We start from the raw sequence: 14,077 nt of genomic DNA, 5'->3' as shown, positions 1-14,077 counted from the left end.
ACCCTGGCCGACACGATCTTCATGCGAATCAACCTACGCGGGCTGGTGCTTGCGCTCACCGTATTCAGCGCGCTTGCCGCTACTGCCAACGCGCTGTATGCCAGCTATCGCGTGCAGCGCGAACAGCTCATCGCCAATACGCTGGAAGCCAACCGGGTCTACGCCGCCAAGCTGGCCGAAAGCGCCAATACTTTCCTGGATTCGGCGCTGCAGCAGCTGGAGTACAGCGCCCGCCACGTCGCCTGGCGCTTCGATGCCCCGGAACTCCTGAGCGCCGAGGTTGCGCGCCTGCGCGATCAGACGGACAGCTTCAACTCGGTCGCCATCATCCGCGCCGACGGCGTCATGGTGGCCGCCAGCCAGGCCATCCGCAGCTTCCAGGGAACGCGGGTCGACAACGCCGGCAGCCGCATGGCGCTGCAGACGCGCAAACCCCTGATCAGCAAGCCCTATGTGTCGGTCGCCGGCAACCTGCTGATCAACGTTTCGTACCCCATCCATACACAGGCTGGGGTCTACCTGGGCTACGTGTCGGGCACCATCTACCTGCGCAACGAGGGCGCCCTGCACAATCTGCTGGGCAAGCATCCCTACCAGGACGGTTCCTATCTGTATGTGGTGGATAGCGAGGGGCGGCTGATCTATCACGCCGAGAATGCGCGCGTCGGCGAGGACGTCACCAGCAATCCCGTGGTGGCCGCGGTGATGCGCGGGGAAGACGGCGCGCAGCGCCTGATCAATACGCGCGGGGTGGACATGCTGGCCGGCTATGCCCACGTCTCGCGCAGCGGCTGGGGCGTGATCGCCCAACGTCCCGCGCTGGCCACGCTGGAACCCTTGCACGATCTCATCTGGGCGTTGATCCGCTACGCGGCGCCCTTCGCTCTGCTATTCCTGCTGGCCATCTGGTGGTGCGCGCGCAAGATTTCGCAGCCGCTGTCGCAACTGGCGACCAACGTCGAACACCGCGACATGGCGGTGGCGATGCAGCGGGTGCGGTCGGTGAAAGCCTGGTACTTCGAGGCCCAGCGCCTCAAGCTTGCCGTGATCCGCAGCTATAGCAATCTGCAGGACAAGATCGGCAAGCTCAGCCAGGCCAGCATCACCGATCCCCTGACCGGGCTGCGCAACCGCCGCGGCACGCGGCAGGCAGTGGACGCGCTGCAGGCGGCCGAAACGCCTTTCGCCGTGATCGCGCTGGACATCGACCACTTCAAGCGGGTCAACGATACCTACGGCCACACGGCGGGCGACGCAGTGATCCAGGGCGTGGCGCAATTGATGCGGGACTGTTCGCGCCCGACCGACATACTCTGCCGCAACGGCGGCGAGGAGTTCCTGATTCTGCTGCCCGGCGTGGGCGTGAAAGAGGCGGCGGGCATGGCCGAACGCCTGCGGAAAAAGACGGAGGCGCACCGCCTGAGCGGCACGCTGGAGATCACGGTGTCAGCCGGCGTGGCGCAATGGCCGGCGGGCGGCGCGGACGTGGAGATGGTCTTCCAGGCCGCCGATGCCGCGCTGTACGCGGCCAAACAGCAGGGGCGCAACCAGGTCGTGACGCACGCGGCCTAGCGCCCCTGCCACGCAGGGCAACAGACTCAAGCCCTGCGTGGGACTGCCTCAGGCATCCTTGTCTTCGGTCGAATCGGCGTCCGCGGCAATGGCCTTGATGTCCGCTTCCTTATTGGTCTCGGGCGCCTTCCAGTCCAGGGGCGGAATCTCGAATTGCCACTTCTTGCCTGCGAGTTGATGGGACATGAACGTTCTCCTGTTCAGGGCGCATGGCTTTCCCCCGCCCAAAGCGCAATGCTGGAAATTCGTGCGTGCCATGGATGCTAGTCCAATGGATGCCATCGGGCGCGGGGGGCATGCGCGCAGGCAACGCAAACGAAAATGGCGGCCGCAGCCGCCAGCGACTTACAACACTTCGGCGTTTGGTTTTATTGTAGTTTTGCCGAAAGATGTCGTATTTTAGCACTTAATTGCCTGAAATAGCAAGCGACGCACTTCAACGGGCCGCAACCGCCCGTGCCGTGGGCACGTCACGCTGGCGCAAACGCCCCGGATTGTGACGCGATCGCCACTGCCGCTTCTGGATGGGCCTCCATACACTGGATGCTCATACTGCCAGGAGACACATCGTGATCCAGCGCTCCATCGAAGGCGGCTGCGATTGCGGCGCGGTCCGCTATCGCCTCGCCAGCCCGCCCATGTTCGTGCATTGCTGCCACTGCACCCTGTGCCAGCGGCACTCCGGCACCGCCTTCGCGATGAACGCGGTGATCGAATCCGACCGCGTGCACAGCCTGGGCGAGGTGCGCCGCCATCCCGCCGACAAGAACGCCAATGACGGCGAAACCGTCGTGGTCGTGCGGTGCGCGGCCTGCCTCGGCCTGCTGTGGAGCCATCATCCCGGCTATGGCGAAACGGTGGCGCTGATCTACGCAGGCACGCTGGACCGCGCCGCCGATTTCCCGCCCGGCGCGCATTGCTTCGTGCGCTCCAAGCACCCGTGGGTAGGCATACCGGACGACGTGCCGGCGGCCGAGGCGTTCTACGACATGGACGCCTGCTGGCCCTTGGCCGCGAAGCAGCGCCTGGACGCCGCACTGGCCGGCAGCCCGCGCAAGCCCTGGACGCCAAAAGGCTGAAAACGCTGCCGCGCAGCCGCTGTTTGCGTCGACGCAAAGCGCGTGCGCGCGCTGCACATAGACCCTGCCCGCCACGCCAGCGCGCCTAGGGATTTCCCCCGTTTTTGCCGAAAAAGCACCTGTTTGGCGCATTGCCCTTGCACCTGAAAGGTGAACGGAAGTTTGAATTTTTAGACTTCCGCGTTCAACCAAAAGTCAGCTTTTGTTCAGAACGTAGTCAGGCAAAAGCACAACAACGGGAGGACTACAGATGCAATCCAAACGCAGCGCCGCGCGGCGCGAGGCCTGGGCGGCCGGCACGATGATCGTGCTGGGCCTGGGCGCCATCGCGCAGGCATCCACCTACAACATCGGCAGCCTGGCGCGCATGGGGCCGGGGATGTTCCCCGCCATCCTGGGCGTGCTGCTGGTCCTGCTGGGCCTGATGATCGCGCGCATGGCCGCGGCGCCCGCGGCCGTGGAGGAAGACAGCGAAGACGAAGCGCCGCCCGACTGGCGCGGCTGGGGCTGCATCATCGGCGGACTCATGACCTTCATCCTGGTGGGCAAATACGGCGGCCTGGTGCCCGCGACCTTTGCGCTGGTCTTCATCTCTGCCATGGGCGACCGCCAGCACACGCCGCGCAGCGCGGCGCTGCTGGCGGCCGGCGTCACGGTGCTGGGCGTGGCGGTTTTCTCCTGGGCGCTGCAGCTGCAGTTCCCGCTGTTCCGCTGGGGTTGAACAATGGAAATCTTCAACAACCTGATGCATGGGTTCTCCGTCGCCTTCGCGCTGGACAACCTGATGTGGGCCATGTTCGGCGTGTTCATGGGCAACCTGATCGGCGTGCTGCCGGGCATGGGCGTGCTGGCCGCGATATCCATCCTGCTGCCGCTGACCTACACCATGACGCCCACGGCGGCGCTGGTGATGCTGTCGGGCATCTACTACGGTTCGCAGTATGGCGGGGGCATCACCTCCATCATGCTGAACTTGCCCGGCACGGCCTCGCATGCGGTGGCCTGCCTGGACGGCAATCCGCTGGCGCGCAACGGCCGCGCTGGCTCGGCGCTGTTCATGCTGATGTTCTCGTCGTTCTGCGGCGCGTCGGTCGGCATCCTGGCGATGATCCTGTTCTCGCCCATGCTGGTGGACGTGGCCTTCAAGTTCGGCCCCGCCGAGTACTTCTCCATGATGATGCTGGGCCTGCTGGCCGGCGCCACCTTGGCCAAGGGGTCGGCAATCAAGGGGGTAGCGATGGTGGTGGTGGGCCTGCTGCTGGGCGTGGTGGGCACCGACGTCAACACCGGCACGATGCGCTTTCACTTCGGCATCCTGGAGCTGTCCGACGGCTTGCAGATCGTGGCGCTGGCCATGGGCCTGTTCGGCGTGGCGGACTTCCTGAAGAACATCAACCGCATCGGCGGCGACGCCAAGGTGACCACCGCCAAGATCAGCATGAAGTCGATGCGGCCAGAAGCCGGCGACATCAAGCAGTCGCGCGGCGCGCTGGTGCGCGGCACGGCCATCGGCGCGGCTTTCGGCATCCTGCCGGGCACCGGCCCCACCATCGCCTCGTTCATTTCCTATGCGACGGAAAAGAAGGTGGCGCGCGACCCGCGCCGCTTCGGCCGCGGCGCCATCGAGGGCATCGCCGGACCGGAAGCGGCCACCAGCGCCTCGACGCAGACCAGCTTCATTCCCACCATGAGCCTGGGCATCCCGGGCGACCCGGTGATGGCGCTGATGCTGGGCGCGCTGATCATCCACGGCATCCAGCCGGGTCCGCAGATGATGGTGGAGCACGCCGACATGTTCTGGGGGCTGATCGCCAGCTTCTGGGTGGGCAATGTCTTGTTGCTGCTGTTGAACCTGCCGCTGATCGGCATGTGGGTGCGGCTGTTGACGGTGCCGTTCCGCTACCTGTTCCCGGCGGCGCTGTTCTTCGTCTGCGTGGGCGTCTACAGCACCAACAACAATCTGTTCGACGTGGCCATGGTGACCTTGTTCGGCGCGGCGGGCTATGCGCTGATCCGTCTGCGCTTCGAGCCCGCGCCGCTGTTGCTGGGCTTCGTGCTCGGCCCCATGGTGGAAGAGAACTTCCGCCGCGCCCTGCTGCTGTCGCGCGGCGACCTGGCGATCTTCGTCTCGCGGCCCATCAGCCTGGGCTTCGTGGTGGCGTGCGTGGGGCTGATTGCGCTACTGGTGGCGTCGGCCATGCGCCAGCGCAAGCAGCGCGCGGGCCTGGCGCAAGTGGAGTCTTCCGTCTGATCGAAGCGTCGGCCGCGTGGCAGCGGGCCGGCCCGGCGGGGCTGGCCCGTGTGCGCATCAGGCATCGGGCGCGGGCAGCGGACCGGCGCTGTGGCCGTCGATATGGCCCAGCGTGCGGCCGGGATCGAGGCGGTCGCGCACGCGCAGCTTCAATTCCTTGGCCGAGGGGAAGCCGCCATCGCTCTTGCGGTCCCAGATCAGGTCGCCGTTGTAGGTGACCTGGAAGATCCCGCCGGTACCGGGCTGCAGCACGACCTCGCCCAGATCGGTCGAGAACGTCGACAGCAGTTCCTGGGCCATCCAACCGGCGCGCAGCAGCCACTGGCACTGGGTGCAGTAATGGATGACGATGCGAGGACGCAGGGAGGGAGTGTTCATGGTTGGAAGATTCTACGCCGGTTCATGGATAATATCGGGTTTTCCCGGGTCCGCAATGGACCCCGAGTCCTGCCATGAAGTCTGCATTATCCCCTCGCGGCCAACGCTGGCTGATCGGTCTCCTGATGGGGCTGGTCACGCTTACGCCCATGGGCATCGATATCTACTTGCCGTCCCTGCCCGTCATGGCGCAGGACTACGGCCAGCCCGTCACCGCGCTGCAAGCCAGCATCACGCTCTTCATCTTCGCCGTGGGCGTGGGACAGGTGCTGATCGGTCCGCTGGCCGACCGCTACGGCCGCCGTCCCGTGGCGCTGGGCGGCGCGCTGGCCTATCTGCTGGGCTCGGCGCTAGGCGCCGCCGCCACGTCGCTGGACGTGTTCTACGCGGCGCGCGTGATCCAGGGGCTGGGCGCGTGCTCGGCCTCGCTGGTGGCCTTTGCCGCGGTGCGCGATTGCTTCAGCCCCGCGGTGGGCGCGCGCGTCTACAGCTATTTGAACGGCGCGCTGTGCACCGTGCCCGCGCTGGCGCCCATGGTGGGCGGCGCGCTGGCCGTGCATGCGGGCTGGCGCAGCACCTTCGTCTTCATGGTGCTGTTCGCCTTGACGCTGGCGGGCTTTCTGGCGCTGCGCTTCGAGGAAACGCGGGCCGCGCCCGCCAAGCCGCAAGGCGCGCTCTACAGCCTGCGCCGCTACGCGCCGATCGCGGCCAGCGGACGCTTTCTTTACTTCGCGGCGTTCGGCATGGCCGGCATGGCGATGATCCTGGTGTTCGTGTCCGCCGCGCCCGTGGTGCTGGTGCAGCAGCTGGGCTATTCCGAACTGGGCTTTTCCGCCTGGTTCGGCGGCAACGCCGCGATCAACATCGGCGCTTTCTTCCTGGCCCCGGCCTTCATCGCGCGCTATGGCCGCCACACCATGGTGCGCGTGGGCATGGCCGCCCTGCTCGCGGCTGCCGCCATGCATCTGGCCGCGTGGCTGTGGCTGCCCTTGTCGGCCTGGATCTTCATGCTGCCGGTGGCGGTGCTGACCGTGGGCTTTTCGCTGGCGCTGGGCTCCGGGCTGAGCCTGGCGCTGGAGCCGTTCGCCGAGCGCGCCGGCACCGCGGCCGCGGTGTATGGCCTGTTCCAGATGAGCGGATCGGCCGTCATCGCCACCGTGCTGCTGGACAGCGGCATGGCGCCGCAAGCGGCGATGGCGCTGATCGGCGCCGCCATCGTCGGGCCGCTGCTGTGCCTGTCGCCGGGCATGGCGCGGCGCCTGGCGGCGGGCTGACGCCGATCGGCGTATGCCTCTACTATCCAGGGATAGCCCACCCTGGAGACGTCATGACTATCGAAGAAGCGGCGCAAGAGCCGATCCTGGCGCGCCATGCCGAAGGCGGCGTGGTGACGCTGCGCCTGAACCGGCCCGGCCAGTTCAACGCGCTTTCCGAAGGATTGCTGGCCGCGCTCCAAACCGAGATCGACGCCCTGTCGCGCGATGCCGGCGTGCGTTGCGTGGTGCTGGAATCCAGCGGCCGGGCATTCTGCGCCGGCCACGACCTGCGTGAAATGCGCAGCCAACCCTCGTTGGACTATTACCGCGACCTGTTCAGGAAATGCGGCGCCGTGATGCAGGGCCTGCAGGCCCTGCCCGTGCCGGTGATCGCCAAGGTGCACGGCATCGCCACCGCGGCGGGCTGCCAGCTGGTGGCCAGCTGCGACCTGGCCGTGGCGGCGGACACGGCGAAGTTCGCGGTCTCCGGCATCAACGTCGGCCTGTTCTGCTCCACCCCCGCCGTCGCCCTGAGCCGCAACGTGTCCGCCAAGCGCGCCTTCGAAATGCTGGTGACCGCAAGCTTCATCGATGCCAATCAGGCCAGGGACTGGGGCCTGATCAACGACGCCGTGCCCGAGGCTAGGCTGGACCAGCGCGTGCGCGCATTGGTCGACGACATCCTGGCCAAGAGCCCCACGGCCATTCGCTATGGCAAGCGCATGTTCTACAAGCAGCGGCAGATGGCGCTGGCGGACGCCTACGACTACGCCGGCGACGTAATGGCGCGCAACATGATGGAGGCCGACGCCTGCGAAGGCATAGACGCCTTCCTGCAAAAGCGCCCGCCGCGCTGGCAGTCTTAAGAGCGTTGCCCGCGCGGGCGGCCCCGCTAGGCCAGCGCCCAGCCGCCGGCGGCGGCCAGCAGCACCACCCAGACGGGCGACCAGCGCGCATAGACCAGCAGGCCGAACAGCAGCAAGGCCAGGCCGAAGTCCGCGCGATCGCGGATGGCGCTGGTCCAGACCGGGTCGTACAGGGCCGACAACAATATGCCGACGACGCTGGCGTTCACGCCCGCGATCAGATTGCGCACCCCTGGACGCCGCCGCAGGCTTTCCCAGAACGGCAGCGCCGCCGCCACCAGCAAGGCGCCCGGCAGAAAGATGGCGACCAGCAGCACCAATCCGCCGGCCCAGCCCGACAAGGGGCCGGACGACATCGCACCCAGGAAGGCGGCAAAGGCGAACAGCGGCCCCGGCATGGCCTGGGCCGCGCCGTAGCCCGCGAGGAAATCCGCATTGGAAACCATGCCGCCCGCCACCGACGCGGATTCCAGCAGCGGCAACACCACGTGGCCGCCGCCGAACACCAGCGCGCCCGCGCGATAGAAGCCGGAGAGCTGTTGCGCCAGCGGCATGCCGCTGATGGCGGCCCAGGCCGGCAAGGCCGCCAGCAACAGCACGAAGAGCGCCAACGCGGTGTACCCCGCGCGGCGCGAGACCTTCAGCGGCTGCACCGCCAGCGCGGAGCGCGGCGGCACTTGCAGCGCCGCCATGCCGGCGATGGCCCCCAGCAAGATCGCGCTCAGTTGTCCCAGCGTCGTCGGCATCAGGATGGTGATGAGCGCCGCCGCCACCGCCAGCCCCGCCCGCTCGCGGTCGGGACAGAGCGAGCGGCCCATGCCCCATACCGCCTGCGCGATGATGGCAACCGCCGCGATCTTCAGCCCATGGACGGCGCCCGAGGCGGACAGCCAGCCGAACTGCGCCAGCCCCAGCGCAAACAGAATCAGCGCGACGGCGGTAGGCAGCGTGAACGCCACCCAGGCGGCCGCCATGCCGGCCCAGCCGGCGCGTTTCAGGCCTATCGCCATGCCGACCTGGCTGCTGGCCGGCCCCGGCAGGAACTGGCACAGCGCGACCAAGTCGGAGTACGCGTAGTCGTCCAGCCAGCGCCGGCGCTCCACGAATTCCGTACGGAAGTACGCCAGATGCGCCACCGGTCCGCCGAAGGACGTCAGCCCCAGGCGCAGGAATACCAGGAAAACCTCCAGACAGGAGCCCTGGCCGGGCTGCTCGCGCGTGGATGTGGCGGGCTTGCTGGCGACGTGTTCGTCTTGCGGGGGAGGCAGCGGCGGCATGGGATTCGGGCTTCTTCGGCAGGCGGGGCATGGGGGTCCGGCCCCCGCCCCATGCTTATAGCCGGGCGGCGTGGCGGATTCAACCGTCTGAACGGGCCGGGCCATATGGCCGGTTTACCTCGCCCGCGCGCACCGCTTCAAACAACTTTACAAATCCCGTACAAATATCGGCGGACTGCGTTGCCTCCGGCCCTATAGCATCCTAGGTCGCCATTTCAGGTCCAGATCCACCAATGCTCAAGTTCGCGATTCGCATCTTCGTGGTCGCCGCTATCGGTTACATAGCGGGATCGCAGCTGGTGCAGCGCAGCCTCGAGTATCTGCTGGACCCGCTGAGCGCCGACCTTTCGTACCAGTCCGTCCGCGGGCAGATGCATGCGTTTCGCAAGGAACTGGACGGCCTCGCGCCCAGTGCACGGCCGGATTACCTGCGCAACGAGATACAGCCGCACTACGGCCTGGGGCTGAAACTGCTCACAGACGCCGAAGCCAATCCCACGGCAGCGGAACAGAAGCAACTCGCCGCCGTGGGTTTCATCATGCGCGACGACTACAACGTCTACGTCGCTCCCCTGCCCGGCGAGCCCCGCCAGTGGCTGGAGGTGAGCCTCCCGCGCGCGCCGCTGGCCGTTGAAAGATGGATCACGGCAGCCGCCTGGGCCGCGCTCAGCCTGATCGTGGGCATTATCCTGCTGTTGCTCTGGGCCCTGCCCTTGTGGCGCGACCTGGACCGGCTGCGCAACGCCACGCTGCGCATGGGCCAGGGTGAACTCGGCATACGCGTGCGGCTATCGCGTCTGGCCGGCATGCGGCACGTGGGCGAAAGCTTCAACCAGATGGCTGAACGCATTTCGGCGCTGATCGAAAACCAGCGCAGCATGACCAATGCCGTCTCGCACGAATTGCGCACGCCGCTGGCGCGCCTGTCCTTCGAGGTCGCGCTGCTGGGCCACGACCAGCACCTGCCCAGGCGGCACCAGATATTGCGCGACATGCAGGCCGACATCTCCGAACTGGAAACGCTGGTGGCCGAACTGCTGGTTTACGCGCGGCTGGAGCGCCCCGCCGACGACACCGTCAGGCTGGAAACCGTGGACACTTGCGACTGGCTGGGCGAAGCCCTGGCCCAGGTGGCGCACCAGGCCGAGGCCCGCGCCATCCAGTGCCATGTGCACCGCGACTACCCGCCGCGCGTGCGGCTGCATCCGCGCTACATGAGCCGGGCCTTGCTGAACCTGGTGCAGAACGCGGTGCGCTACGCCAGCCGCCATGTGGAGATCAAGCTCAGCCAGTGCCCTTCGGGCGGCTTCGAGCTGATCGTGGACGACGACGGCGGCGGCATCGCCCCGGCCGACCGCGCGCGCGTGTTCGAACCCTTCATCCGGCTGGACGAAAGCCGCGACCGCGGCACCGGCGGCGCGGGCTTGGGCCTGGCCATCGTCTGGCGCGTGGCCGCGAACCACGGCGGCGGCATCGAGATCCACGACAGCCCCCTGGGCGGCGCCCGCTTCGTGCTGCGCTGGCCGGCCTGAGTCTTGCCGGGGCTGCGCCGCTCCTGCCATGGCCCAGGCCAAAACTCAATTTATGGCACTACTATCCTGGGCCAAGCTGCGTCATCCTGTCGGCACGAGATTCCACTCGGCAACACGTATCGATAAGGTAGCAACATGAGCCAGCGTTTGAATTATTTCCAGGTGTCCGAGGAGCAGTCCAGGAAGTACCTGGAATTCAGTATGTCGCTGAAGAAAACCCCCATCGTGCAGGAGGTCGGCGAACTGGTGGACGTCCGCGCCTCGCAGATCAACGGCTGCGGCTTCTGCCTGGACATGCACGTCAAGCAGGCCAGGATCGCCGGCGAGCGCGAACTGCGCCTGCATCACATCGCCATCTGGCGCGAGTCCACGCTGTTCTCGCCGCGCGAGCGCGCGGCGCTGGCCTGGACCGAGGCGGTCACCACCCTGTCGGCGCAGGGCGTATCGGACGCGGTCTATGAAGAGGCGCGTGAGCAGTTGTCCGAAAAGGAAATATCGGACCTGACCCTGCTGGTGGTCGGAATCAACGGCTGGAACCGGCTGAACGTGGCGTTCCGCACCGTGCCGGGCTCGGCCGACGCGGCTTATGGCCTGGACAAGGCCGGCTTGAACTAGGCCTGCATCAGCTGCAGTATCCGCAGGCCCAATTCACGGGCCTGCGCCTGCGTGGCGATATTGGTGAAGCTGAGCAGCAGCGCCGATTGCTGTTGCGGCATAGCGCACCAACGCGACAATGCGCCCGCATACATGCCCTGCTCTTCCATCCGCCCGGCCAAAGCCACATCGCCCTGCCTGTCGTCCAGGCGCGCCACCAGATGCATGCCGCCCGGCTGCGGCTCGATCCGCAGGCGCTGCCCCAACGCCGCGTTCAGGCCCGCCACGGTTGCGGCGCGCCGTTCCGCGTAAAGCTTGCGCATGCGCTGGATATGGCGGCCGAAATGGCCTTCGGCCATGAAGGCGCTCAATATCGCCTGGGTCAAGCCAGGCGCCCCGCCCGCCTGCAGCCGCGCGGATTGCGCGAAGCGTCCGGCCTGCGCCTCGGGCACCACCAGATAGGCCAGCCGCAAGCCGGGAAACAGCACCTTGCTGAAGGTGCCCGCGTACAGCACGCGGCCCTGCGTATCCAGGCTTTTCAAGGCCGGCAGCGGACGGCCGACGTAGCGGTATTCGCCGTCGTAGTCGTCTTCCACGATCCACGCCCCGCAGCGTTCGGCCCAGTCCAGCAGCGCCTGCCGGCGCGGCAAGGACAGCGACATGCTCAAGGGGCTTTGATGGGCCGGCGTCACCACCGCCCCTCGCGCCCGTCCCGCCCGCTCGATGCCGGCGCCGACCATGATGCCGTCCTGATCCACCGGCACGGGCACGGGTTCCAAGCGCGCCTGCTCAAGCAGCGCGCGCGTCGGCGGATATCCCGGATCTTCCATCCAGACCTGGTCGCCCGCCTCGAACAGCGTCTGCAGGATCAGCCCCATCGTGCTGTTGTAGCCAGAGGTGATGAACACCTGCGACGGCTGGCAGTGGATGCCGCGCGCCACTTGCAGATAGGCGGCCGTCGCGCTGCGCAGGGCCGGCAGGCCACCGCTGGGTGGATAGGCCAGGTCCGCGGATTGCAGGCTGCGCAGCTGCCTGGCGCCCAGGCGGGCCCATAGCTTGCGCGGAAATTCGTCCAGCGCCGGCAGGCCCATCTGGAATGGCCGCAGGCCCGAAGGCTCGCGCCAGCCCGGGCCGTCGCCAGGCGCCTCGGCAGAGACGGCCGCGGCGGGCGGCGGCGCGTGCGCAGGCTGCAGATCGGGCGCCACCACCGTGCCGGCTTGCCCGCGCGCCTGGATGTAGCCTTCCGATGCCAGCAGCGAATACGCCACTTCCACCGTGCCGCGCGCCACGCCCATCTCCTTGGCCAGCGCGCGCGCCGAGGGAATGCGGTCGCCCGGCTTGAGCGTGCCTTGGGCGATGGCGCCGCGAAAGCGCTCATAGACCTGGCGGTACAGCGGATCCGCACCGCTGGGGAGCGCGGGCAGGTCCTGCGGCTGAGGGCTGATCATGGCATAGTCCAGAATTCATTTTATGGCCCTTCTAATTATGGCATACGCCTCCTAACATGCCTGTACTCCCATCTTGATACCGCCAGTGCACCCATGACAGAAGCCACTTTGCACCACATCGAAAGCCCGCAGGACCTGCGCGCCTGCCTGCCGCTGATGCGCGAGCTGCGGCCGCACCTGAACCAAGAAGCCGACTTCATTGAGCGCGTGAGCCGCATGCGCGCCGATGGCTACCGGCTGCTGGCCGCCATGGACGCGGGCCGGGCCGTCGCGCTGGCCGGCTACCGCCTGCAGGAAAACCTGGTCTACGGCCGCTTTCTGTATGTCGACGACCTGGTGGTGGCGGACGGCCGCCGCGGCGAGCGCTGGGGCGCCCGCCTGCTGCACGCCCTGGACGCCGCCGCGCGCGACAGCGGCTGCGCCCGCCTGGTCCTCGACACCGGCCTGGGCAATGCCCTGGCCCAACGCTTCTATTTCCGCGCCGGTCTATTGACCAGCGCCATCCGATTCAGCAAATCCCTGGAAACTCCCGCCTCATGAACATCCTGCGCATCATCTGCAGCCCGCGCGGCCGCGCCTCCGAAAGCTATCGGCTATCGCAAGCCATCGTCGACCAGCTCACCGCAACCGCGCCGAACGCGGCCGTGGTCGACCTGGACGCAACTGCCCTCCCTTTGGTCGACACCGACTACGCCGCCACGCTGAGCGCGCGCCAGGATCCCACCGACGGCCGCCAGAACCGCGGCGCGCTGGGCCGTTCCTCCGGATTGATCCAGTCCTTGCAAGACGCCACCCATGTCGTCATCGCGACGCCGATGCACAACTTCACGGTGCCGGCCTCGCTCAAGACCTGGATCGATCATGTGGTGCGGGTGCGCAGCACGTTCCAGATCACGGAACGAGGCAAGGAAGGCAGCCTGGAGGACCGTCCGGTATATGTGGCCATCTCGTCCGGCGGCGACTTCGGCTGCGGCGAGCACAGCCAGCCTGACTTCCTCACGCCCTATCTCAGGCACGTGCTGGGCACGATAGGCCTGAAGAGCGTGACGTTCTTCTCGGTGCAAGGCACGGCGCGCGGGACGGAGGCGCTGCACGAGGCCCGCGCGCGGGCCCAGGGCGAGATCGCCGCCCATCCGTTCGCGGAGGGCCTGCGTGCCGAGTTCGCTGCCGCTTGATTCGTCCGGGCCTGGTGCCGCCGCATCATGGCGCACGCACCAATCCAGGTCATGCTTAGGGATAGCGCTTGAGCCCGGCAAAAGTCCGCAATAAGCACTAGGCAATCGGGCTGCGTTGACACCCCCAAATAGCGGGCACTACGCTCTTTGCGAAACCCTCTCGCCTGACCAGACTACGCCGTATCTCCTCATTCGGGCATGGGTGCTGGAGGCGTGCAATGACATACACCCGACCCGGCTTTTTCCTTGCCGCCGCGCTTGCGTTGTGGGTCCTTGCCGCGCCGCGCGTCGAGGCGGCCTGCAACGACAAGAAGATCCTGGCGATGGCCAACGACGGCCGCACGGTCAATGCGATCGCCAAAGCCTGCAACATGCCGGCGGCCAAGGTCCGGGGCGTCATCGAGCGCGCCGACGCGGACGACGAAGCGCCGCCGCCCACGCCCAAGGCCGAACGCGCCGCTGTGCCAGAGCTGGTCAAGAAGCTGCCGTCCGGCGCCGGCCTTGCATCGTGCGACTGCCAGGGCATGGTGCCCTATGGCGAACGGGCGCCGGATCTGCGATGCCAGAGCGGCATGTCGATGGCGACGCCCTGCGCGGGCTACTGCTCGCCGCACGGGGTCGCGCCCTGGCGCCGCATATGCAGCTGAGC

15 protein-coding genes are annotated in these 14,077 nt (G+C 67.4%); 11 read left to right on the top strand and 4 right to left on the bottom strand.

The features are described 5' to 3' along the window. The first annotated feature begins 21 nt into the window (after positions 1 to 21). Complete coding sequence (locus tag FOC84_RS29375) at positions 22 to 1,572, top strand: sensor domain-containing diguanylate cyclase (protein ID WP_173148504.1); 1,551 nt, start codon at positions 22 to 24, stop codon at positions 1,570 to 1,572. A gap of 48 nt (positions 1,573 to 1,620) precedes the next feature. Here the strand turns inward: FOC84_RS29375 and FOC84_RS29370 are convergent, their stop codons facing one another. Beyond that, a complete protein-coding gene (locus FOC84_RS29370; RefSeq protein WP_173148502.1) occupies positions 1,621 to 1,758 on the bottom strand; it encodes a hypothetical protein in 138 nt (45 codons plus the stop codon). A 383-nt stretch (positions 1,759 to 2,141) separates the two neighbouring features. Here FOC84_RS29370 and FOC84_RS29365 point away from each other — a divergent pair, with 383 nt between their 5' ends. From FOC84_RS29365 to FOC84_RS29355, 3 genes are all read left to right on the top strand, one after another. Continuing rightward, complete coding sequence (locus FOC84_RS29365) at positions 2,142 to 2,651, top strand: GFA family protein (protein ID WP_217278779.1); 510 nt, start codon at positions 2,142 to 2,144, stop codon at positions 2,649 to 2,651. A 250-nt stretch (positions 2,652 to 2,901) separates the two neighbouring features. Then, positions 2,902 to 3,372: a tripartite tricarboxylate transporter TctB family protein gene (locus FOC84_RS29360; RefSeq protein WP_173148498.1), complete on the top strand. Its 471-nt coding sequence runs from the start codon at positions 2,902 to 2,904 to the stop codon at positions 3,370 to 3,372. A 3-nt stretch (positions 3,373 to 3,375) separates the two neighbouring features. Next, positions 3,376 to 4,902, top strand: a complete 1,527-nt coding sequence (locus FOC84_RS29355; RefSeq protein ID WP_173148496.1) for a tripartite tricarboxylate transporter permease — start codon at positions 3,376 to 3,378, stop codon at positions 4,900 to 4,902. A gap of 57 nt (positions 4,903 to 4,959) precedes the next feature. Here the strand turns inward: FOC84_RS29355 and FOC84_RS29350 are convergent, their stop codons facing one another. Further along, positions 4,960 to 5,280 carry a SelT/SelW/SelH family protein gene (locus FOC84_RS29350; RefSeq protein WP_173148494.1) on the bottom strand — a complete coding sequence of 107 codons (321 nt, stop codon included), beginning with the start codon at positions 5,278 to 5,280 and terminating at the stop codon, positions 4,960 to 4,962. Positions 5,281 to 5,354: 74 nt separating this feature from the next. On the opposite strand from FOC84_RS29350, the gene FOC84_RS29345 reads away from it, so the two are divergent. Both FOC84_RS29345 and FOC84_RS29340 read left to right on the top strand, forming a co-directional pair. Then, positions 5,355 to 6,554, top strand: coding sequence for a multidrug effflux MFS transporter (locus FOC84_RS29345; protein WP_173148492.1), 1,200 nt, complete (start codon positions 5,355 to 5,357; stop codon positions 6,552 to 6,554). A 53-nt stretch (positions 6,555 to 6,607) separates the two neighbouring features. Continuing rightward, a complete protein-coding gene (locus FOC84_RS29340; protein WP_173148490.1) occupies positions 6,608 to 7,402 on the top strand; it encodes an enoyl-CoA hydratase in 795 nt (264 codons plus the stop codon). Positions 7,403 to 7,428: 26 nt separating this feature from the next. Here the strand turns inward: FOC84_RS29340 and chrA are convergent, their stop codons facing one another. After that, positions 7,429 to 8,679 carry a chromate efflux transporter gene (gene chrA / locus FOC84_RS29335; RefSeq protein ID WP_173148488.1) on the bottom strand — a complete coding sequence of 417 codons (1,251 nt, stop codon included), beginning with the start codon at positions 8,677 to 8,679 and terminating at the stop codon, positions 7,429 to 7,431. A gap of 233 nt (positions 8,680 to 8,912) precedes the next feature. Here chrA and FOC84_RS29330 point away from each other — a divergent pair, with 233 nt between their 5' ends. Then, positions 8,913 to 10,211, top strand: coding sequence for an ATP-binding protein (locus FOC84_RS29330; RefSeq protein ID WP_173148486.1), 1,299 nt, complete (start codon positions 8,913 to 8,915; stop codon positions 10,209 to 10,211). 135 nt (positions 10,212 to 10,346) lie between these two features. Further along, positions 10,347 to 10,826 (top strand): carboxymuconolactone decarboxylase family protein, encoded by a 480-nt coding sequence (locus tag FOC84_RS29325; protein ID WP_173148484.1) that lies wholly within the window; start codon positions 10,347 to 10,349, stop codon positions 10,824 to 10,826. Here the strand turns inward: FOC84_RS29325 and FOC84_RS29320 are convergent. Continuing rightward, complete coding sequence (locus FOC84_RS29320) at positions 10,823 to 12,253, bottom strand: PLP-dependent aminotransferase family protein (RefSeq protein WP_173148482.1); 1,431 nt, start codon at positions 12,251 to 12,253, stop codon at positions 10,823 to 10,825. The two genes, FOC84_RS29325 and FOC84_RS29320, sit on opposite strands and share 4 nt — an antisense overlap. A gap of 93 nt (positions 12,254 to 12,346) precedes the next feature. Between FOC84_RS29320 and FOC84_RS29315 the strand changes: the two genes are divergently transcribed. The 3 genes from FOC84_RS29315 to FOC84_RS29305 all read left to right on the top strand — a co-directional run bounded on the left by FOC84_RS29315 (position 12,347) and on the right by FOC84_RS29305 (position 14,075). After that, entirely contained in the window at positions 12,347 to 12,793 is a 447-nt protein-coding gene (locus tag FOC84_RS29315; protein ID WP_173148480.1) for a GNAT family N-acetyltransferase, read from the top strand. Continuing rightward, complete coding sequence (locus tag FOC84_RS29310; RefSeq protein WP_173148478.1) at positions 12,790 to 13,428, top strand: FMN-dependent NADH-azoreductase; 639 nt, start codon at positions 12,790 to 12,792, stop codon at positions 13,426 to 13,428. The genes FOC84_RS29315 and FOC84_RS29310 overlap by 4 nt, the downstream gene beginning before the upstream one ends. Positions 13,429 to 13,646: 218 nt before the next feature. Continuing rightward, a complete protein-coding gene (locus FOC84_RS29305; RefSeq protein WP_173148476.1) occupies positions 13,647 to 14,075 on the top strand; it encodes a hypothetical protein in 429 nt (142 codons plus the stop codon). Positions 14,076 to 14,077 lie beyond the last annotated feature (2 nt).

This window comes from Achromobacter pestifer (assembly GCF_013267355.1).
Taxonomy (GTDB): domain Bacteria; phylum Pseudomonadota; class Gammaproteobacteria; order Burkholderiales; family Burkholderiaceae_B; genus Achromobacter; species Achromobacter pestifer_A.
This window is presented reverse-complemented; position numbering and strand designations above follow the sequence as displayed.